Origin of the sequence: Aureispira sp. CCB-QB1 (assembly GCF_000724545.1) — a bacterium.
Classification (GTDB): Bacteria; Bacteroidota; Bacteroidia; order Chitinophagales; family Saprospiraceae; genus Aureispira.
In genome coordinates, this window is record NZ_JHBV01000047.1 from 1 (window position 1) to 21,129 (window position 21,129).

Annotated in this window: 20 protein-coding genes and 2 tRNA genes; 5 read left to right on the forward strand and 17 right to left on the reverse strand. The window is 35.2% G+C overall.

Going from position 1 to position 21,129, the window contains the following annotated elements; genetic code table 11:
• On the forward strand, positions 1-1,030 hold a 1,030-nt coding region (locus CG11_RS25095; protein WP_306385551.1), incomplete at its 5' end, for a hypothetical protein.
• A gap of 43 nt (positions 1,031-1,073) precedes the next feature.
• Here CG11_RS25095 and CG11_RS25100 read toward each other — a convergent pair.
• From CG11_RS25100 to CG11_RS25115, 4 genes are all read right to left on the reverse strand, one after another.
• Positions 1,074-1,442: a hypothetical protein gene (locus CG11_RS25100; protein ID WP_052599720.1), complete on the reverse strand. Its 369-nt coding sequence runs from the start codon at positions 1,440-1,442 to the stop codon at positions 1,074-1,076.
• Between the two features lie 89 nt (positions 1,443-1,531).
• A complete protein-coding gene (locus CG11_RS25105; protein ID WP_052599721.1) occupies positions 1,532-1,714 on the reverse strand; it encodes a hypothetical protein in 183 nt (60 codons plus the stop codon).
• A 49-nt stretch (positions 1,715-1,763) separates the two neighbouring features.
• Positions 1,764-2,336, reverse strand: coding sequence for a hypothetical protein (locus CG11_RS25110; RefSeq protein ID WP_063833212.1), 573 nt, complete (start codon positions 2,334-2,336; stop codon positions 1,764-1,766).
• A 24-nt stretch (positions 2,337-2,360) separates the two neighbouring features.
• The gene (locus CG11_RS25115; protein WP_052599723.1) at positions 2,361-5,015 is read right to left on the reverse strand and encodes a BamA/TamA family outer membrane protein; all 2,655 of its coding nucleotides are present in this window, start codon (positions 5,013-5,015) and stop codon (positions 2,361-2,363) included.
• 127 nt (positions 5,016-5,142) lie between these two features.
• On the opposite strand from CG11_RS25115, the gene CG11_RS25120 reads away from it, so the two are divergent.
• Positions 5,143-5,895 carry an RNA methyltransferase gene (locus CG11_RS25120; RefSeq protein WP_052599724.1) on the forward strand — a complete coding sequence of 251 codons (753 nt, stop codon included), beginning with the start codon at positions 5,143-5,145 and terminating at the stop codon, positions 5,893-5,895.
• 12 nt (positions 5,896-5,907) lie between these two features.
• On the opposite strand, the gene CG11_RS25125 is transcribed toward CG11_RS25120, so the two are convergent.
• Complete coding sequence (locus CG11_RS25125) at positions 5,908-6,672, reverse strand: HD domain-containing protein (protein WP_052599725.1); 765 nt, start codon at positions 6,670-6,672, stop codon at positions 5,908-5,910.
• A 252-nt stretch (positions 6,673-6,924) separates the two neighbouring features.
• On the opposite strand from CG11_RS25125, the gene CG11_RS25130 reads away from it, so the two are divergent.
• Positions 6,925-7,902 carry a GlxA family transcriptional regulator gene (locus CG11_RS25130; RefSeq protein WP_081909649.1) on the forward strand — a complete coding sequence of 326 codons (978 nt, stop codon included), beginning with the start codon at positions 6,925-6,927 and terminating at the stop codon, positions 7,900-7,902.
• 130 nt (positions 7,903-8,032) lie between these two features.
• Here CG11_RS25130 and CG11_RS25135 read toward each other — a convergent pair whose 3' ends face one another.
• The 9 genes from CG11_RS25135 to CG11_RS25175 form a co-directional block, all read right to left on the reverse strand.
• The gene (locus tag CG11_RS25135) at positions 8,033-9,688 is read right to left on the reverse strand and encodes a glycerol-3-phosphate dehydrogenase/oxidase (RefSeq protein ID WP_052599727.1); all 1,656 of its coding nucleotides are present in this window, start codon (positions 9,686-9,688) and stop codon (positions 8,033-8,035) included.
• A 449-nt stretch (positions 9,689-10,137) separates the two neighbouring features.
• A complete protein-coding gene (locus CG11_RS25140) occupies positions 10,138-11,349 on the reverse strand; it encodes an OmpA family protein (protein WP_052599728.1) in 1,212 nt (403 codons plus the stop codon).
• A gap of 174 nt (positions 11,350-11,523) precedes the next feature.
• The gene (locus CG11_RS25145; protein ID WP_197043936.1) at positions 11,524-12,177 is read right to left on the reverse strand and encodes a spermidine synthase; all 654 of its coding nucleotides are present in this window, start codon (positions 12,175-12,177) and stop codon (positions 11,524-11,526) included.
• A 30-nt stretch (positions 12,178-12,207) separates the two neighbouring features.
• Positions 12,208-13,407, reverse strand: coding sequence for a GlmU family protein (locus tag CG11_RS25150; RefSeq protein ID WP_197043937.1), 1,200 nt, complete (start codon positions 13,405-13,407; stop codon positions 12,208-12,210).
• 338 nt (positions 13,408-13,745) lie between these two features.
• A complete protein-coding gene (locus CG11_RS25155) occupies positions 13,746-14,465 on the reverse strand; it encodes a hemolysin III family protein (RefSeq protein WP_052599731.1) in 720 nt (239 codons plus the stop codon).
• Positions 14,466-14,688: 223 nt separating this feature from the next.
• Positions 14,689-14,761: transfer RNA gene (locus tag CG11_RS25160), tRNA-Gly, on the reverse strand.
• Positions 14,762-15,128: 367 nt separating this feature from the next.
• Positions 15,129-15,650 carry a 3-hydroxyanthranilate 3,4-dioxygenase gene (locus CG11_RS25165; RefSeq protein WP_052599732.1) on the reverse strand — a complete coding sequence of 174 codons (522 nt, stop codon included), beginning with the start codon at positions 15,648-15,650 and terminating at the stop codon, positions 15,129-15,131.
• Positions 15,651-15,793: 143 nt separating this feature from the next.
• Positions 15,794-16,222: a RidA family protein gene (locus CG11_RS25170; RefSeq protein WP_052599733.1), complete on the reverse strand. Its 429-nt coding sequence runs from the start codon at positions 16,220-16,222 to the stop codon at positions 15,794-15,796.
• Positions 16,223-16,405: 183 nt separating this feature from the next.
• A complete protein-coding gene (locus CG11_RS25175) occupies positions 16,406-17,848 on the reverse strand; it encodes an aldehyde dehydrogenase (protein ID WP_052599734.1) in 1,443 nt (480 codons plus the stop codon).
• Between the two features lie 255 nt (positions 17,849-18,103).
• Here CG11_RS25175 and CG11_RS31030 point away from each other — a divergent pair, with 255 nt between their 5' ends.
• Positions 18,104-18,703 (forward strand): sugar O-acetyltransferase, encoded by a 600-nt coding sequence (locus CG11_RS31030; RefSeq protein WP_052599735.1) that lies wholly within the window; start codon positions 18,104-18,106, stop codon positions 18,701-18,703.
• Positions 18,704-18,781: 78 nt separating this feature from the next.
• On the opposite strand, the gene CG11_RS25185 is transcribed toward CG11_RS31030, so the two are convergent.
• From CG11_RS25185 to CG11_RS25195, 3 genes are read right to left on the reverse strand one after another with little or no spacing between them, the layout of a single operon-like run.
• Positions 18,782-19,267, reverse strand: coding sequence for a GAF domain-containing protein (locus CG11_RS25185; protein WP_052599736.1), 486 nt, complete (start codon positions 19,265-19,267; stop codon positions 18,782-18,784).
• A 57-nt stretch (positions 19,268-19,324) separates the two neighbouring features.
• Positions 19,325-20,185: an SDR family oxidoreductase gene (locus CG11_RS25190; RefSeq protein WP_052599737.1), complete on the reverse strand. Its 861-nt coding sequence runs from the start codon at positions 20,183-20,185 to the stop codon at positions 19,325-19,327.
• Between the two features lie 54 nt (positions 20,186-20,239).
• Entirely contained in the window at positions 20,240-20,839 is a 600-nt protein-coding gene (locus CG11_RS25195) for a Crp/Fnr family transcriptional regulator (RefSeq protein ID WP_052599738.1), read from the reverse strand.
• A 138-nt stretch (positions 20,840-20,977) separates the two neighbouring features.
• On the opposite strand from CG11_RS25195, the gene CG11_RS25200 reads away from it, so the two are divergent.
• Positions 20,978-21,062 (forward strand) — tRNA-Leu (locus tag CG11_RS25200).
• Positions 21,063-21,129 lie beyond the last annotated feature (67 nt).

Sequence of the window (21,129 nt, forward strand, 5' to 3'; positions counted from 1 at the left end):
AAACTTAAGTATCAATGGCATTTGTTTAAAATTTTTGTCTTTTATTTCAATGAACTTCCATCATACATTTAACAACACAACCATTTATCCACTTTCAAGAAAAGTTTTAATGACAAAAAATAAAAAACGCAGAAGGCCTATCAATGTCTTAATGATTGATGATGATGAAGGGCTTTCTGCTTCGATTAAGAACCGAGCTCGACGTCATAACGTTATTATTACCAATGCAACCAACTTTAAAGATGGTTTTAGAGAATTGGAAAACAATACAAAGTATCAAGCTGTTATTTTAGATGGTAAAGCTCCAATGTCGCCCGAACAACCAAAAGGTACAGAAGCTGAGAACTTTGTCCACGAAGCGATCTTAAAATTAAGGGAGTTGGAATTATTACACGAACGCACCTTGCCTTTTTGTGTGCATACGGCTTGGTATGTGCAACTAGAACCGAGCTTAAGAAATCGAGCTAAAATTTTTGATAAGAAAAAAACTGCTGTTGATGATAATATGATGGAGGCGATGTTTGAGCATCTTCACCAAGCAATTGGCAAATTGGAAGAAACAAAAATCAAACAACAGCATCCAGAAGTTTTTGAATTTGCAGAACAATATCTAGATGATGAAGATAACGCCTTTTTAATTAGCTTGTTATCTCCTAAATTATCATCTAAAAGAGAAGATTTAATGAATCGTTTGGGCTTCATTCGACGACTGGAAGAATCTATTTTAAATGTCTACTGTAAAGAATGTTTAAAAATGGACCCAATGCTTTTTGGACAAGGTAAAGATACTCCTGGTCGGGGCAAAGATTTAATTGACCATATCAAGGTCAAAAAGTTGGCTCCATTGCATATTTCTTTTATGACCTATGTTATTTATAGTACTCAAAGTATTGCCATTAATCACAAAGCTCCAGAATCTAGTGAGTATTATAACTATCCTATTACCATCTACACTGTACAAACATTTATCAATGCCTTATTAGATATTATTCTTTGGGTACGTACTAGTATTGATGAGGCTGTATCTTAAACAATGGAATCTATCTAAACGCAACTGGAATTTAGATAGATTCCTACAATGATAAAGCAGTATAAAATGGCAGTTCTTTGTCTTTGAAATATATTTTTCGATTTTTTATAAAAGAGGTGCTAACTTTCGTAGATAGTTTTACGATTGCTTCTACTGGTTGGGCTCTATTAATGACCTCATATTGTCCATCTGTAATTTCTACACTAGGGTAAGCTACTTTGTAATAATCAATATATATTTCTGACGCTGTTTCTTTTTTGATATATGGTAATATTTCATTGGTACCTGCCAATAGGAAATAATAATCTATACAGCTAAAGCCTTCTTTTTCGTAAAAATTTAAGTGTCCATTTTTATAATCAAAAGAAATTGGACTTTTCCCCTTCTTCGCTCTCTCTTCATTTAGGTTCATTCCCAAATTTTTCAACTTAAAGTTTATTCGTGAATCTTGTTTTAAAGTACGATATGTAGGCGAATTATATTGTATTCGTTTTGAAGTATTTATAAAGAATCTACAATCATTTTAGAAATTGAAGTATCCTCTCCTTTTTTATTAAGGTATGCTTCAGATATATCAGCAAGTTGGTTGTTCTTTTCCTTTACACCTCCATTTCTGGAGGAACAACTCATGCAATAAACTACCAATAACAATGCAAGAATATAAGATATTTTTAATACATTCATTTTAGGTTAGTTTTTTGAAGACTATTTAAAATTTTCTATAAAACTACTACTAAGCCAATTCTTCGGATATAATTTCTACTTTCTTCCCATCTTTATTAATTCCCCAAATCTGTATACAGTCGTAGGCATTTCTCTTCAACATTTCGAGGCTAATTTTTTGACCATTAATTAACTCAACATCACCATTAACATCTATCTCTTCGCTAAATTCTTCTTCAAAATTAATTTGATAATATACAGAGATAATTATTTCAAAACTATCGTTTCCCCATTGATCTTGATACAATTGATTTGTCATTCTAGCTGCCAATTGTTCTTGAGTATATTTATCACAAAGCAAGGCATTATAACCATGTTTACAGGCATCAAATAGCAATATTTCTTCTTGATTATTTATATCTACCAATACTATTTTTTGAGGTGCAAACTCAGTTCCCACAATCAAAGTATTCCATTCTGAATGTAATGCTCCATAATATTGTATTTTAAATTTTGCATTACCTAACGTTGATACAATCCTTCTTCTCCATTCAAAACTATCTAGTTTATTAGGGTTCAAAATCGGTTCTGTATACATTTCCAAATGTGATGGTCCCGATATTCCATTGTCTGAATTACTCAATCTATTTCTTTTCAATAAGATTCATTAGAATGGATACCCAACAGCAAAGATAAGGTTCGAACGCCCTGGCAAGACAAAAGGATCAAAGTTCCAATACTGCACAGTTCCGTCTTCTTTTAGGCGGTATCCTTGTGGATCTCTCAATTGTATCCCAAAGTCTACCCGAAAGACAAAGAAACTCAAATCAAACCTTAGTCCTAGTCCTGCTCCAATAGCCAACTGCTCATAAAAACGCTCTGTAAAAACCCCTGTTTTGGGGTTCTGCTGTGGAATATTTGTTGCGGTTGCTCTGGAATTCAACAACCAAATATTTCCAACATCTACAAAAAAGGCACCACCTATCCAAGAGGTAAACATAAAACGGTATTCGCTATTAAATTCCATCCTCAAATCCCCCAGTTGAAATTCAGCACCATTAACAGAAGTTTGCTCACCAGGACCAATATAACGCAATAGCCAAGCCCTCATACTACTAGGTCCCCCCAATGCAAAACGCTTAACGAAGGGCACATCCGTACCTTCTGAATTCCCATAAGGAATAATAATACCAAACATAAATCGAGAAGCAATCGAATGGTATTTTCCTAATTTATAAGAGTAACGAAGATCAAAATCTGTTTTAAAATACTGTGAATAATCTATTCCAAAAAACTTCAACTGCTTATTTGGCTCCACTGCCTGATCTAATAAGTAGATAAGATTTCCTGCTAATTCAAAAGAAGATTTAAAATACCAGCTACCTCCTTTTGTTGAGGCAGTAGGAGAACTAAATGTATAACTAAAATCCATACTAGGAATCAAATAGCTGGCAGACAAAGACTCATATAATGCTCTATTGTTTTGTCGGAGTAGGGCTTCAAAACTAGGCTCCAACACAGGCTGCAAAGTAATATTAACCACAGCAGGATTCCAACTAAATGTATGATAGGGACCTCGCCTCCAATCGTATCCTATTTTGGTATAAAAAGAGCTAATTTGAAAATCCGTTGATTGTTGTAGATATCGGTATCCCAATGAAACCTTTGTAGTAGGGCTTTCCATTTTGAACATTTTCTTAAGGAAAGGAAAACCTAAAAACCTAGGAAAAAATAAGCTTGTTTCTGCCGAAACATCAAACAAATTTACTGCTTGTTTCCAGAAATTATTATCAAAAGAATCTCGTCCTGTTAATTTAAAATCAAGACCTCCTGATAAAGAAATTTCGAAGGTCTCTGCTCCTTTAAAAATATTTTTATTTTGGTAAGATCCAAAAGCTGCGACTCCCAAACTCGAAACATTCGTATTGTTATTATTAATTTCAAAATCTCCTCCAACACCCTGTTTCTCTCCACGTTGCATTTTGACCAAACAATCTAAACAATTAGGTTCTCCGTTCGACGAAATAACATACTCTACCCTTGGGGCTCGAAATACATCCAACACATTAATATTGCGCCTAGTTTCTTGCTCCAATCGGTAACTATACAACTGCCCAATCTCAACAGGCACCGCATCCGAAATTACTTTATCTCGAATAAAATAAGTTTGTCTTCGTTGGCGCTCTGTTGTTGGGCTTCCATCTTTGTTTCTAACAATTTTACGCAATAAAATATGTACTAGCTTATCGTTATCTTGCATCTCTGAACGAGCGTTCAAAGTTACTTTCTTGAATCTTGGCAAGCTACGCAACACAATCCGACGTTGTTTCCCTCCAACTGTTTTTACCGTTGTAACCAAACTATCTTTTGGCAACATAATCTCTCCTTCTTTTAGAACAATCCGCTTCACTCTATCTTTAAGTGTCCGCTCAACAATAAAAAAAGAATCTTTTTTGATCTTACGTACTTTAGACGCCTTTACTATATACTCATTAGGAGTAATCAAAACATTACAAATCTTATATTTAGGATGGATAATCGAGGTATCTGAATAAGGCAATACCTCAACATAAATATTTGCTCTTGGTTCTCCTTGTTCGGGATTGCTATTAAAAAGCCCCCCCTCTTTTGGAGCTACTTCTTTTGCATTGACCGTATCAATTCGAAAGACGACATAATTCTTTGTAAATTCAAAATACCCCCGATTTTTAATCGCCAATTCAAGCCTTCCTCTTTCTTTATTCATGTTATCAACCGATGCTCGTATTCCTTGCTTTAACACAGTAAGACTTTTTATTTCTTCCATTATATCCTGAATAGCTGTATCTTTAGAAATAAGTAATACCGTGTCAATTAATATTGGCATTCCTGTTTTTATATTATAAGATACAATTGCAGTATGTCTTTTATAGGTAATCTGTGAACTAACTTCTGCATTGTAATAACCTTTTTGATTTAGAAATGCACGCATATTCCTAACTGTAAGATTAGTTTTTGCTGTGTCTAAAATAACAGGTCCATACCCTACCTTTCGATGCAACCAACGCTGTAGTCCTGTTGATTTTCGACGAATAGTATCGGGAAGTATTTTCATACTATCTCGATTAAATTTGTACGGAATAGACAATGTATCGTTGAGGTGATAAACCATTTGGCGAAAGCCTCGTATTATAGAGCGATCTGGAACTTGCTGAATAATGGAAGACATTTCGTAGTACAAATTCTCTGAGTCTTCTTGGATTTTGTACTTTTGCTTCAGAAAATTAATTTGGTTTTTTTTCACCATATATTCATCAAAAACTCTAACTCGAGGTTTTTCCATCGACTTTGAGTGACTCTTTAAGAATTTTCGATTGCCACAACTGCTCATTAGTAGACACAAAAGCAAGAAAATACAAGAAAAGTGCTCAAATTTATATTTCATAGAATTAAATAGAATTAACGCTAAGATGTTATCCAAAGCAAAGATTAAATATTTACAATCCCTTCAACAAAAGAAACACAGACAAAGAGAGAAAGTTTTTTTAGTAGAAGGAGAAAAAATTATTGATGAAGTATTACGTCAGCATATATTCAAGATACATTCCATCTATGCAACAGAAGACTGGATTAACAAAAATAAAACTATCCTAGCATCTTATCAAAACCGTTTAACACCTACACCTCTTAATGGACTCAAAAAAATATCTTCTTTAAAAACTCCTAATTCGGTTGTTGCTGTTGTAGAAACACCTCATTATACATCTTTCGCTGATAAAATACAAACATCACTTAATCTAGTTCTTGAAAACATTCAAGACCCTGGAAATATGGGAACCATTATTCGTATTGCCGATTGGTTTGGAATTCCTCATATTTTTTGCTCCAAAGGCTGCGTAGACATCTACAACTCCAAAGTAATTCAAGCAAGTATGGGTGGTTTTCTTCGTGTTCAAGTGCATTATATAGACTTGGAAGCATTATTCTCTCAATACCCATCCTTACCTGTTTATGGAGCTGTATTAGGTGGTGACAATGTTTTTAAACAGTCCCTAAAAACACCTTCCTTTCTTTTGATTGGTAATGAGGGCAAAGGTTTAAGTGATCCTATTCAAAAAGAAATTACGCATAAAATCACCATTCCTAAAATGGGTGGTGCAGAATCGTTAAACGCAGGTGTAGCAACAGGGATTTTATGCGCTTTGTTTGCTTCTCAACTTTAGTGCCTTATTAAATTAAACTATTTTATTCAAAGGATTTTTTCGAACTAAATTGGAAAAACCAAACTTCCGTAAAAATTCTGCTCTAGTTCCTTTTAGATGATTGATGTTGTCTACCGTATCTATTAATGCATCTGAGAAATTAGTTCTAGAATAGGTTGTGTTTAGTTTAACCAGCTCTCTTTTAGGTATACAACGATGACTAAAGCCAGAAACGTCTAGAAAGGCTCCACGACTCAAAACAACAGCCTCAGGTGTTTGGTTGTTAGAAACGAGTGGGTTCAAATGAATAGAAATTGCATTGTAAATTTGTTGTGCTCTTTCTTCTTCTACACCAATTTGACTAGCAAAGTCATAGGCTAACTCTGCGCCAACAACGGCAAAACAACAAGAACAAGCCTTTTGTTTGTGTGTCTCACTAATCCCTAAATCATGCAGAATAGCACTAATGTATAACAGTTCCTCATCAATCTTATATCCCTCATATTGAGCCAACATACTGGCAAAAAAGTACGTTCGGACACAATGTTTATACAAGGGCACATCATACGTTTCTTTTGCTAATTCATTCGATAAATCTGCAAATTTGGAATCGGGTATTCGAATTGAATCCAAGTTAACTTGTGCAAGTCGATTCTTATTAAACCCTGTTTTAGTTTGAAGTAATAATATAAATTCTCTGAACTGTACACGAATCAACTGTTGCAAAATCTGTCGCTTTTCTGATTTACTGAGCTTGCTGTCTGTCGTTTTTGCCCAACGATAACTTCCTATTTCCATTTGTCATCCTTTTAAGTTATAAATTAAGATGCAAATATATTTACCTCTAATCAGTTCTTCAATAGGCAATATTGACAATTAAAAGGGGAATATTGCCATTAAAATAGTTTATTTTTGAACCACTAATGGCTAGCTACGCTGCTACTTTGTGATCGGTCAAGAACTTTATCATTGTTCTGCTTTAAAAATCGTATTAGTTTAATTATCAGCAACTAAAAGCAACGAATTATTATTATACAAGACAAACCATCTATGATTATCATATCCCTCGTTATATATAAAGATAGTTTTGGCTCCGCTATTTTCCCAACCATTGATCTAATCAATAGCGTCAACGAATACATGCAAAAGATTACAGGCAAGTCTTTTTTCCACTTAAAACTAGTCGGTTATGAGCAATCTGAAATTACAATTAATACATATACTAGTATAAAAACGTGTGAGACTATTCCCAATACTTCTCCTAATCATGTCATTTTACTTCCTTCTTTAAAAGAATCTTTTTTGGATACGATGGATTTAGCTCATTATAATAAGCTCAGTCTTTGGTTAAAAGAAGAATATCAAAAAGGCACCAAACTATGTAGTATGTGTCTTGGTTCTATCCTCTTAGCCAATACGGGGCTACTTGATCAATTGCCCTGCTCTACCCATTGGATGGGAGATAAAATGATGCGCCTTCGTTTTCCGAACGTTATTATGAAAACAAATCAAACGGTTACCAAAGAAAAAAACATCTACACCAGTGGAGGTGCATTCTCATCCCTTCAACTAATTTTCTTGTTACTCGAGGAATACTGTTCTAGAGAACTTGCCCTTCATTTTTCAAAAGTATTGGGTATAGAATATCCTATTGAATCTCAAAATCGTTTTTATATTTTTTATCCACAAAAAGACCATCAAGATACTCCTATAATAGCCGTACAATCTTTTATGGAAAAGAATTATGCACAAAAAATAAACATTCACCAACTAGCAGCTATAGCTATGATGAGCCCTCGAAACTTTATTAGGAGATTCAAAAAAGCCACAGGAGACACTCCCATTACTTATTTACAAAAAATTAGGATAGAGGTAGCCAAAAAAGCATTTGAAACTGGTCATTTAGATGTTTCAGCAGTTATGCACTCAATAGGCTATCAAGATCCTAAATCTTTCCGAGTATTGTTCAAAAAATTAACCGGTAGGACTCCTATAGCCTATGCCCAAAAATATGCGCTCTCGAAATGATAAATAAAGGCTTCCCAAAACTGTTTGAGCATATCTATCAACTGCTTTTGTGCTTTGTAAAGCCCCAAGCGATTAAACAGGTGACTGTCTTTACAAAGCACAAAGCCCACTTATTATTAGTAGCCGTTATTTATCGTTTAAAGTTCATTACTGCTGCATAAGCCTGCTCAAAATCTTGCACTTCTTTCTGCTTTCGCTCCTCTGACCAATTCAACATGCTTGCCATTTGGTTGGCAATATAATGATAGGTATGTTCTAATGTAGGGCGTTCAAAATAAAGGCGACCAGTTCTTCGTATTAAAAAATCACATAAATTATTTGTCATTTCATAATGGATAGAATACCAAATTTCAGCACTCAACAAACGCTCTTCTACGTCTTTAATCGAGTTGTACAATTCATAAGCTTTGTTAATGATAATATCTGTATTCGTACCATAACGATAGACCAACGCATGAATATGCTCTAACCTTAAACCAATTTGCTTAGCCTCTCCTGTCACTTTATACACGTAGGCTTGAATGGCTTCTGTAGAGTCAAAATCCCCTCCAGACAATCTTAATTTTTGAGTTTTGGAACTACTCTTAGTACGCATTGTTTTAGCAACAAAATTCAAAACGCGCTCTGCCATCTTGCGATAGCCTGTCAGCTTTCCTCCAGCAATAGAAATCAAGCCTGTTTCAGAATAAAAAATTTCATCCTTCCTTGACAACTCAGAGGGAGACTTACCGTCTTGGTGAATTAAGGGTCTTAAACCAGCCCAAGAAGACTCTACATCACTAATATTTAGTTTTGCAGTAGGAAACATATAATTGGTGGCTTCTAAAATATACAGTACATCTTCTCTTGTTGCATTCGGTTGGTCAATACTTTTATCATAAAAAGTATCTGTTGTTCCAATATACGTAATATTTCCCCTTGGGATAGCAAAGCACATTCTATTGTCTTTTTTTACATCAAAATAGACCGATTGCTGCAACGGCAACTTTTCATAAGGAACGACAATATGCACTCCTTTTGTAAGGTGTAAACGTTTACCAACTACGCCTTCTTTGTCATATGTTCGGATGGTATCCACCCATGGACCTCCCGCATTTACAACTCTTCTAGCATTTACTTTTATTGTTTGATTCCCTATATGATCTTTTACTACTGCTCCTCCTACATAACCATTTTCTTTGTAGACAAAATCTGTTAGCTCAGCATAATTGACACAGATAGCTCCATTATCCACCGCTGTTTTTATATTTTCAATGGTCAAACGAGCATCATCTGTTCTATATTCGTAATACAAACCACCTCCCAATAAGATATCTGGGCGTACCAATGGTTCTAAACCTACAACGACATCTTTCTCTAACATTTTTCTACGCTCTTCTTTTTCCACACTTGCCAAACGATCATAAACCCAAAGTCCGATAGAACTTAGTCTTTTGCCCAATGATCCATCTTCAACAATTGGTAACAACATTTTTTCGGGAATGACAACATGAGGAGCATTAGCATGTACAATTGCCCGCTCAATACCTACTTCATGAACCAGACCAAACTCTAATTGTTTTAAGTAACGTAAGCCTCCATGAATGAGTTTTGTAGAACGGCTACTTGTCCCCCATGCAAAATCTTTCTTTTCAATTAAAGCTACCTTAAGACCTCTTGTCGCAGCATCTAAAGCAATTCCTGCTCCTGTAATTCCCCCTCCAATAACCAATAAGTCAAATAGCTCTGACTCTAATTTTGACAACCAAGTGGTGCGCTCAGCTGCCGAAAAAGTACCTGTATTCATTAATTTAATTTATGATTGATGATGATTGATTGTCGTTAGTTAATTCGTTAGATGCTCAAAATGCAACTAATTAACTTCAATAGTTTGTTACAAAACCACATTAAATAGATAGCCGATTCACTTGCATTTAAGATGCTAAATATCCAAAGCATTATCGTTCTTGATTTAAGAATTACTGCTTCTGCTAAATTCCCTAAATATTCGATGGATAATCTACCAATTCTTGTTGTAACAAATGCTCTATGTTATAAAACAAATATAAGGCAATTTGTTTATTCTAAGCTTTATTATAAGATGATTTTATCTTATATCCTAATGTCGTTTTGAAAAAGGCAAAAAGGTCTATAATATACTACATACTCCGTTAAAAATTCAACAGAGTATATACAATAAAAAAGCCCTACAATTCCTTGTAGAGCTATCTTATATATTTTTATAAAATTAATATTTTATTCCACACAAATCGGTTCTACTTCTACACGACGATTAGGCGAACCCCCATTTTTATATTTAGACAAAGGCTGCGTTCCTCCAAAAAAGTAAACAGATATCTTATTAGGGTTGATTCCCATATTGACCAATTCACGCTTTACAGCCAAGGCTCTTTCTCTTGAAAGGTCTAAATTTTTTCGTGGATTTCCATGTATATCAGTATGACCATACAAATTAATTCGAGCATTTGTATAGGTATTAACGTATTCTACAATTACTCGAATGTTCTGAATAGCCTTTACACGACCTGAAAATTTAGTTTCATCTTCTTTAAAAACCACATCTGGCAAATAAACTCGTGTGTCGCATTTTAAATCTACCATTGAGGTTAATGCCCCAGGCATGTAATCAATAGGTTCAGGAGTTTGATTAATATTGACCACTTCTCTTTCTTCTGATGTACTAGAAGGGCGAGTTGTTGAACTTGAGCTTGGACGAGTCGTAGTTGGTCGAGTTGTCGTCGGTCGAGTTGTAGAAGGTCTTGTACTTGACCCTGTTGTTGAATAACTACGAGGTTGACTAGACGTGCTAGCAACAGAAGGGCTACCTTCCTGAACTTTTGGCTTGATATAGCTAAAAGACTGCTCAAACCTATTGACAACAGCAACCATGTTTTCTGATTTGCCTAACAAAGGGTTGTCCTTAGTTTTTATCATAATATCAAAACAATTTAACTTGTCTTGGTCTAAGTGTCCATCCTTGCCATCAATCATATCCAGCATTCGAATATAACGAGGAATTCTAACAAAGTGAACTTCGCAAGTAACCACATCGCCCCTATTTAAGTCGTAACTAATTTCGGGAACATTGGTTAGAGATGTTCGTTTAACTTCGTTATTAATAGCAATATTGGCAACTTCTAGTTGTTTGAATTGTATTTCTAATCCTCTCATTCTAGGAGGCGTTCTCAAATACCAAGAGTTGGGATGGTTGCCATTATAAAAAGTCGTTGTACCTGATTCTTGAACTACATATCGAAAATGGATGATCGTCCTTTTTTCTTGATATTCAATTTTGTCAATTTGGTAGTGAGACTTAAACTTTCTGTACTTTGGGAGATAATCAAAAAAACTATTGTTAGCACTAACTGTCTGTATTCCACTCAATAAGAATAAAAGCAGAAATACTGTAATTTTGGGGAGATGATTTGTAGAAAACAAAATTCTCATCGTTAGTAAAAGTTTATGTTCTAGTATAAATTGTATTACTATAGTGTTATACACTATATTTTATATGTTATTTCTTACAGTTTTGTTACAAAATACGGGGGAAAAATAGCTTACCCCTTAAAGATAACAAAAAAAATTATATATTCAATATAAATTCTTATTTAATTCTTACTTTTATTTTGTAGGACAAAACTTGTTTAATAACATTTTATTACCACTCAGAGACAAAAAAACAGCTTCAGGAAAAACGCTTTTAAATTTGCGTTCGAAGAAAAGTTCTGTTTTTGACAAAAGAGTGTCGTTATAAGTCAATTGATTATACATAAGCAAAGCATTGGGTGATAATACTCTTTTGACATTTTCTAAAAATTGAACAGACTCAAAAGCAGAGGGAATTTGGTCATCAATAAAAATGTCAATTGCCACTAAGTCAAATTGTTGGGAACAGGTTTTAACGTACTCTAAAGCATCAATACAAATCACTGAATATGAGGATTGAAGCTCATCTAATGTATACTTATTAGCTAAATTTACAATTTTTTGATCAATTTCTACTAATGTGTAATTATATTTTTTTTTAAATTTTTTTTCTAATAATAACGGTATAGATCCCAAGCCAAGCCCCAGAACTAAAACATTTTCTATCGAATATTTGTCCAAATTTATTTGTTGGAAACTATCTCTGAAGTTAACATACAAATCATCATAAGAATACACTGCATTTTGGGTACAAAGTGCATAACGCCCATTTCTACAAATAACCTCTAGTTTTCCGCTATAATCACTCCAAGCTTCTTCCAACTGCACATCTACAAAATAGCTACTCAACTTGGTCCAAAATGTTAGCTTCATACAAACTTAGTATTTTCGGTTCACATTTGTTTCTTCAAACACATGCTTTAAAATAGCCAGCTCTATCTCATCTAATTCCTTGTTTCTGCGTTGCATCACACGCTCTGCCGTCTCCATAGCTTTCTTAAACTGATAAATTTCAAAGCCCTTACTACTCCCCCAAGAAAAAGAAGGGACAAATTTTCTAGGGAAATCGCCTCCAAAAAGGTTGCTAGATACCCCTATCACGGTTCCTGTATTAAACATTGTGTTAATACCTGACTTGGAATGGTCGCCCATAATTAATCCACAAAATTGAAGACCTGTCCGAGAAAAAGATTGGCGTTCATAGTTCCAAACACGTACTTCTCCGTAATTATTTTTAAGATTAGAATTATTCGTATCTGCTCCTAAATTACACCATTCCCCCAATACGGAATTTCCCAAAAATCCATCGTGCCCTTTATTAGAATAACCAAGTATCACCGAATTATTGACTTCACCACCTACTTTTGAATGAGGCCCAATAGTTGTTGGACCGTATATTTTGGCTGCCATTTTAGTAGTGGCAGATTCGCACAATGCAAAACTACCTCTAATAATAGAGCCCTCCATTACTGTAGCATTTTTCCCAATATAAATAGAACCGCCTTCCGTATTCAAAATAGCACATTCTACCCAAGCACCTTCCTCCAAAAAGATTCGATTAGTATCGCCAATAACTCGATTACTTGCACTCAATGGTTGCGAAGTTCTGCCCTTGGTCAGCAAATCAAAATCAGCTTCTATAGCCGCACCATTTTTCCCAAACAAATCCCAAGGATATTCAATTTCTATAAATTCCAAATCGCTCTCTAATACAGTAGGCACTTTTTTCTCTCCTGTCAAAAATGCTTTTGCAGTAGCTTGAGTTGTTTTTAACACAATCGGTGTATCTCCTTTGACTAACAACGTATTGGATGGTAGAGTTTGCAAAATGTAATCACAAAGCTCTTGAGTAGGCAAGATAGAACCATTTACCAGAATGTTCAAACTCTCAAAATTAGCTGGATATTTTGTAGAGAGATAAGGTGCCGTATGATGAGAAGCTGGCATATTTAGCATTCGCTCCCACTTCTCTCGAATCGTCAAAATTCCAACACGCAATTCTGCTACTGGACGTGTAAAAGTGAGTGGTTTAAGTGTTTCTCGATTGTCATCAAACAAAATAAGCCCCATTCTTGCCATAATCTTAGTTGTTCTTTTATTTTTTGTTGTAATACTTAGCTGCACTGCGTGAGTTCACTACATTTGATAAATTATGAATCTCCGCAAATGAACTACGCTTTTGCCTCTAAGTAATTCGGTTATCACACAAAACTTTTTACCATTTTTTAACGTCACAAAGTTTAAAATTAGTAAAACTTAATGGTGACAGAGAGTTATGCGCAAAGCATAATTTTTATTGCTCATTGAGTGGTTCCAAGATACAAAATTAATCGAGTGTTTTACCTCCATCATCTCCTAATTTTTTGTTATATCTTTGTTATATCAATAAGATCGTACATTCCAATATTTAGGTAGGATTAAAACACATAACTAACCATCAAAATATAGTGAATTAAGCAACCTCCCATAACAAACAAATGCCAAATTAAATGTGCATAGGGAATACGTGCTTCTGATTTGTAAAAGATGATTCCAATCATATAAACAATACCTCCCAAAATCAAAAGGTTAAATCCAGTAGCAGGCAATGTTTGATACAAATAATCTCCCTGAATAACACCGATCCAAGCCATTGTCACAAAAAGCAAGATAAAAAACCAATCGTATCGACCAGTAAATTTAATTTTCAGCACTACTCCTATCACCGCTACAGTCCATTGTAACAACAATAGAGAAAACCCTACATCTCCCCCCACTGTAAGCAATAACAAAGGGGTGTAATTACCTGCGATGAATATAAAAATGGCACAATGGTCCATTATTCTCAAACGTTTTTTGACCAAAGGTGCAGATGCTCCGTGATAAAACGCAGACGCAGCAAACAACATGACTAAACTACTCCCATAAACTAACGCGGACTCCAAAGCATAAGCTTGATTATTTGCCAAAGCACAAAAAACAACATAAGCAAAACCAAAAACAGCTAAAATGGCAAAAAAACCATGTGACCAAGTATTTAACCATTCTTCTCTTTGTGTTCGAATAGGTAATTGCGAAAAAAACTGACTCAATTCATCTTCTGCTACTATATCAGAAGTATTTTCGTCCCACTCTCTAAGTTCTCCTATTTTGTTCATATTGTCTGGTTTTAATAATAACACATGCAGTTTGCTAAGTTAACTCGCTTTAGAATGTTAACTCATAGACTTTGTACCACACTTGTTGATGATTGAATACTTGGATGATTTGTTCTTCTGCTTATATACAATACAAATACTACACCTATTGTTTCCTTGTTGCATTAAAAGCTTTATTTTTTGGCAAAAAAAAAGTCTTTCTGAATATTCAGAAAGACTTTAGAGCGAAAAACGAGATTCGAACTCGCGACCCCAACCTTGGCAAGGTTGTGCTCTACCAGCTGAGCTATTTTCGCTTGTTTTTTTATTATTGTTGGGATGTTTCCCGTTTGTGATTACAAAGATAGAACATGTCTTTAGAAATGCAAAAAAATAATCGCTTTTTTTTCTTCTTTTTTTAACAAAAAAACAACCTAAAATTATAATTAAATCAAAATCAAACTTTTAAAGCTCAAAAAAAATCGAAAAAATTTAAGTTTTTTTTAGCCACAAAATATATCTTGACTAAATAGCGTATTATAGGAAAGTACACCTTTAAATTTAATCCACCAATAACATTTCTATACTCAAAACATAAACGCCCAGACAATACAGTTCCGAGGCAACCATATTGCCTAGACGCAGACCTAATTGTTGCAAATATTATTGGGTTGGCATAACGCCTTACTTTTTAACTACCTCTAGCACTTCTCCACAGTTATCACATTTATGCAAGGCTTCATTATTGTTAAATTTAGCAAATGCCTCTGGCAACTGCTTTTCAATATTTGTCAATTTAAAATAATCTTCGTGCAATTGCGCATTACAATTTTCACAATACCATTGAAATCCATCGGTATGCTTTTCTATATCTCGCACATGTTCGATAACCAAACCAATCGTTCCTTCTGGACGTTGAGGAGAGTGCGGCACTTTGGCTGGCAATACAAAAATTTCACCTTCCTTGATAGGAATATCTTTAGGCTCTCCTTCATCAATTATTTTTAACACCATATCCCCTTTGAGTTGCATAAAGAACTCTGGTGTTTCATTATAATGATAATCCTTTCTCAAGTTAGGCCCTCCAATAACCATAACAATATATTCTGACCCTGGAAAAACTTCTTTGTTACAAACAGGTGGTTTTAGATCATCTTTATTCTCTTCTACCCACTTCATCAAATTAACAACATTAAACGTTTTCATTTTAATTTAGAATTTACAAGATTTACACAGTGATTTTTAATCCCCCAAGTAAGATCGTAAGTGTTTAGCACAAAATAGAATTCGCACATTACATCAAACAACCTATCAACACTTCCTACGCACTTTTCTTTTACAAATAGCAATTACGGTTCGATAGTAGCAATTACCTTAAGCTCTATAGCTATCGGGGTTGGCAAGCAATTGATTTCACAAGTAGTTCTACATGGTTGATTATCTTTAAAATACTCCGCATACAATTTGTTGTACGTCTTAAAATCATCCTTCATATTCGTCAAAAAGACAGTTACATCTACAATGTTTTCCCAACTAGAACCACAATCTTCTACAATATAACGAATATTATCAAATACTGCTCGACATTGAGTTTCAATATCATAAGAAACAATATTACCCTCATCATCCAGCTCTACACCTGGAATTGCTGTAGAACCCAGTTTTCGAGGACCTACGCCTGATAAAAATAAAAGGTTGCCTACTTTACGGGCATGAGGATAAGCGCCCACTGCTTTGGGTGCTCTATCTGAGTATAACAATTCTTCTTTTGGAATCATATTTTTTTTATTTTGATTGTTTTAATTTTTCGTTTCCCAACAAAGACCTTGGTCACATAACAGAGGACTATAAAAATAAAATGTATTGGCTTTCCAAATAGTATTGAGCAGCCAAATATCTGTGCAAATTTCATAACCTAAATACACAGAATATCTCCAAGATCATTTCCATTTGTCTAAAAGTTAATATTCGATACAAACATTTTTAGGTTCTGTAAAGAAATCCAAGGCATGAAAACCACCTTCTCGACCTACTCCAGAAGCTTTGACCCCACCAAAAGGTGTTCTCAAATCTCTCAACAGCCAACAGTTCACCCACACAATTCCTGCATGAATTTGCTGTGCCATTTTAGTAGCACGACTGACATTAGTAGTCCACAAGGTAGAAGCCAAGCCATATTGTACGCTGTTGGCATATTTCAAAACTTCTTCTTCCGTATCAAAAGGCATAATAGTGACCACAGGACCAAATATTTCTTCCTGATTCGTTCTACAATTGTACTCCAAGCCCTCAATCACTGTTGGTGCAATAAAATACCCACTTTTGCAACGACCTTCTATTTCCAAAGCCTCCCCTCCTGCCAAAACAACACCTCCTTCTTCTTTTGCTAATTGAATATACGATAGTACTTTTTCTTGATGCGCCTTAGAGACTACGGCTCCCATTTTGCTATCTTTTTTATTAGGATCACCTACATTGAGTTGTTTTACACGCGCCACAAAATCCCGCTTAAACCGCTCATAAATCGGTCGTTCTACAAAAATTCGAGAACCACACAAACAAATTTGTCCTTGGTTGGCAAAAGAAGAACGCATAGTGGTTGTCAACATTTTATCATAGTCACAATCTGCGAAAATAATATTAGGATTTTTACCTCCTAATTCTAAAGACAGCTTCTTGAATTTAGGCGCGGCAATCTTTGCGATATGTGCGCCTGTTTGTGTTCCACCTGTAAAAGAAATTGCTTTTACATTGTCATGTGCAACAATAGCATTTCCTGCCGAATGCCCCAATCCATGTACAATATTCAAAACTCCTTTAGGCAATCCAGCTTCTATACACAACTCAGACAGCAAGTACGCCGTCATAGGAGTTACTTCTGATGGTTTTGCTACCACACAGTTTCCTGCCGCCAAAGCTGGTGCAATTTTCCAACTAAACAGATAAAGTGGTAAATTCCAAGGAGAGATACACCCTACAACACCAATAGCATCACGTAAAGTATAGTTAATCGCTTGATTGGTCATAGCATGCGCTCCTGTAGCATAGTGATGGATAGCTGTGGCATAAAAATGAAAATTACTAGCAGCTCGTGGGATGTCGACCATTTTTGCTAACCAAACTGGTTTTCCATTATCAATAGATTCCGCCAATGCCAACCGTTCCAAGTTTTCCTCTATTAGAGCAGCAATACGCATTAAAATCTTAGAACGCTCTCCAATGGGAGTCATTGACCAACTAGGAAAAGCGGCTTCTGCGGCAGCCACTGCCGCATTTACATCTTCCTCTCCCGAATCTGGAATCAAAGAATAAACCTTGCCAGTTGCAGGCTCATAATTATCTATATACTGATTGGATTGCGGGGCGACTAAAGCACCGTTAATATAATTCTGTAGCTGTTGCATATTTTGTTAGAATTAAAAACCTGTTCTTGTATTAAAATTATTCAAAACAACTCTATTGCTAAAAATAAAAATATTCTCCTAAAACTATGTTTTTACTACTACAATATTCAATTCTACAACAAACCTTGTTATCTCTTCTTCTTATTACGACCTTTTTTATAACTTCGGGAATTCCTAAATCTTTCACTCAATAGCCCATTGCAAGCTAATCTAGCCTAATGAGCTATTACCTAATAATAAGACCATATTCCTACAATGACAGAAAAACAAAAAATGCTTGCTGGACTTGCCTATGATTCTAGAGATACCGAATTATTAGACCTATATCATAACGCACGAAGTCTTCTGAGAAGATTAAACCATATAGATAGCCGTGATACTTCACAAAGACAACATTTATTAGAGCAGCTATTAGGAAGTGTTGGGGAGCACGTCTGGTTAGAAACGCCATTTTTTTGCGATTATGGAGAGCTTATTTTTATAGGACACAATACATTTATTCATGGCAATTGTACGTTCATAGATAATCATACAATTACGATTGGTAATAATAGCCTTATTGGTCCCTCTGTTCAAATATACACCGCTTCACATCCATTACAAGCCTCTGAACGGGTCTACACCGACCCATTGCACCCAAATAAAACGCGTTACAAAACCTACTCTAGTCCTGTTAAAATTGGGCACAACACATGGATTGGTGGCAATAGCATTATTTTACCTGGGGTTACCATTGGAGACAACACCACCATTGGAGCTGGTTCAGTTGTCGCATCCGATATACCTTCAGGCGTCTTAGCCGTTGGTAATCCCTGTCGAGTTGTTGGTCCCTTAGAAAATCGAGAGACTTCTTAATATTACAATAGTTCGTTGATTCATTCGCTATGCTCGTAAGCCACTCCTTTGTGTTAGTTTCAACGAACTATTGTAACGCTATTGGTATGATTTGATTAACTCATTTTTCTTAAAATGTAATTCCAACAAGGGCTCTAAATAAGACTGATCGACAGCATCAAAAGAAGCCAAAGTCGTACTATCTACATCAAAGACAGCAATCAACTGACCTTCGTTGTCCCAAACAGGCAATACTATTTCTGAGTTTGTGCGACTATCACAAGCAATATGCGAGGGGTCTTCATGCACATTTTCAACCAACTGGGTCGCCTCCATTCGAGCAGCACGACCACAAATGCCCTTAGAAAAAGGAATGTGCAAGCACCCTAAGGTTCCTTGATAAGGTCCCACTATTAATTGTCCCTTGTTCACACAATAAAAACCAACCCAATAATAATAAGGCAAATGCTGTTTCAAAACGCAATTAATCGTTGCCATTTTCAAAATCATATTCGTCTCCCCTTCTAAGATAGCATTAATCTCATTAATAGCTTGTTCGTATGCTTGATGCTTATCAAATGCCATAATTATTCAAATGTTTATTGATGACAGTCTCTCATATATAGACTGCCACTATGATTATTACTTTATATTGCTAACTTCTTGTTCAAAGAAATATTTTAAACGTTTTTGACCATATTTAGGAGCTATATTATCTACTGCCATAGCTGTCAAGAAAAACTCAATAGGACCATACGTTTTAGAAGAAGTAAATGTTCTCATTATAAAAATAATTCCTCGGCGTATCCAATCCGGCAAATGTACAATTTTAACTTTATTTCCCCATGCCTCTAACGCCAATTCTGCCAACTCATTTTGTGTAAACAAATCAGGACCTCCTACAACCACTTCTCTAGTACTTTTACCAATACTAGTAACACAAACCTCTGCCAAATCTGCTCCATGAATAGGGTTTAATTGACAGTTTCCATCTCCGAATAAATATACGCGTCCATTTTTAGCCATTTTCAAAAAATCCTTCATGTCTGAGAAAAAACCATTGGGTCGAAGCACTACATATGCCAGTCCTGACTCCTTTAAGGCATCTACAAAACGCTCTTTGGCTTCAAATATTTTCAAGTCTCTAAGAGCATCCCCATTAATAGCGGAAACATAAATAAATTTCTGTACTCCTGCTCGTTTGGCTTCTTCCAAGAGATTTAAATTAGCCTGATAATCCACATCCATATATGTTAGCCCATCTTTCTGCCTAGTAATCCCAACCGTACTGATAACCACATCAATTCCTTCACATATCCCTTTTAAACTTTCCTTTTGAGTCACTTGTCCTTCTTTTAGCTCCAACAACGGATGTTGAGTATTAATCTTTTTCAAAGACCTAACAATCGCCCTTGTTCGGTGCCCTTTCTGTAACAATTCTTGCAACACATAACCACCTAAATAACCTGTCCCACCTGCTAATAATACTTGTTTTGTTTTCATGCTGTTTTGCTTTATTATAATTCGATAACGCAAAACTAAGGCATCTCAACCAGCTTATTCTTGACCATCGTCAAGTAAGCGTTTGTTAGCAATTCTTTTTTTTATCCGACTCAATGTTTCTGGAGAAACCCCCAAATAAGAAGCAATATATTGCTGTGGAACTCTCAAGAATAAATCCCCATCACTTTCCAACAACTTAACATAACGTTGCGTTGGGCTTTGCGTAACAAAAGAAGCCAACATTTTTTGGCAAGCAATTAATTCATTCTCTGTCGCTACCAAGGCGATGTGTTGAAAAACAGGAAAAGCATGCATTAATTTTTCATTCCAACTTTTATCGAATAGAACAACAATACTGTCCTCTATAGCTTGATAGTTTTCTATAGCTGGAACTTCTAAATTATAGCTCTCTCCTGCACAAATAAAATCTCCTTCGGTATAAAAAAATGCCGTTTTGTCAATTCCTTCTACATTATAATATAATCGCACACATCCTTCTAAAACAAAGTAAATCGTTCGAGCTATATTTCCTTCTGAAAAAATCACTTCATTTTTAGCATATTTTTTTATCACCAAATGTTCTGCTAAATAAGTTGCTTCTTCTTCTGTTAAAGAGGCATACTTCCCTAGTCTTGTTAATAATAATTCTACCATTGATTTTTTTTGTTAAAATAAATGATTTCTTAGGAACAATTAAAGAATATCTATTGTTCAAAATAAAAAAGTACGGAAATTTGTATTAATCCAAAAACTAAGTATATTTGCCTTCCAATAATTATTGGAAACAATAATGCCCAGGTGGTGGAATTGGTAGACACGCCAGCTTGAGGGGCTGGTGCTCGTATAGGGCGTGCAAGTTCGAATCTTGTCCTGGGCACAATTCTAGGCTACATTTAGCCGACACAGAGTAGTAATAAACCTAGCAAATATCGCTGTTTCAGCTA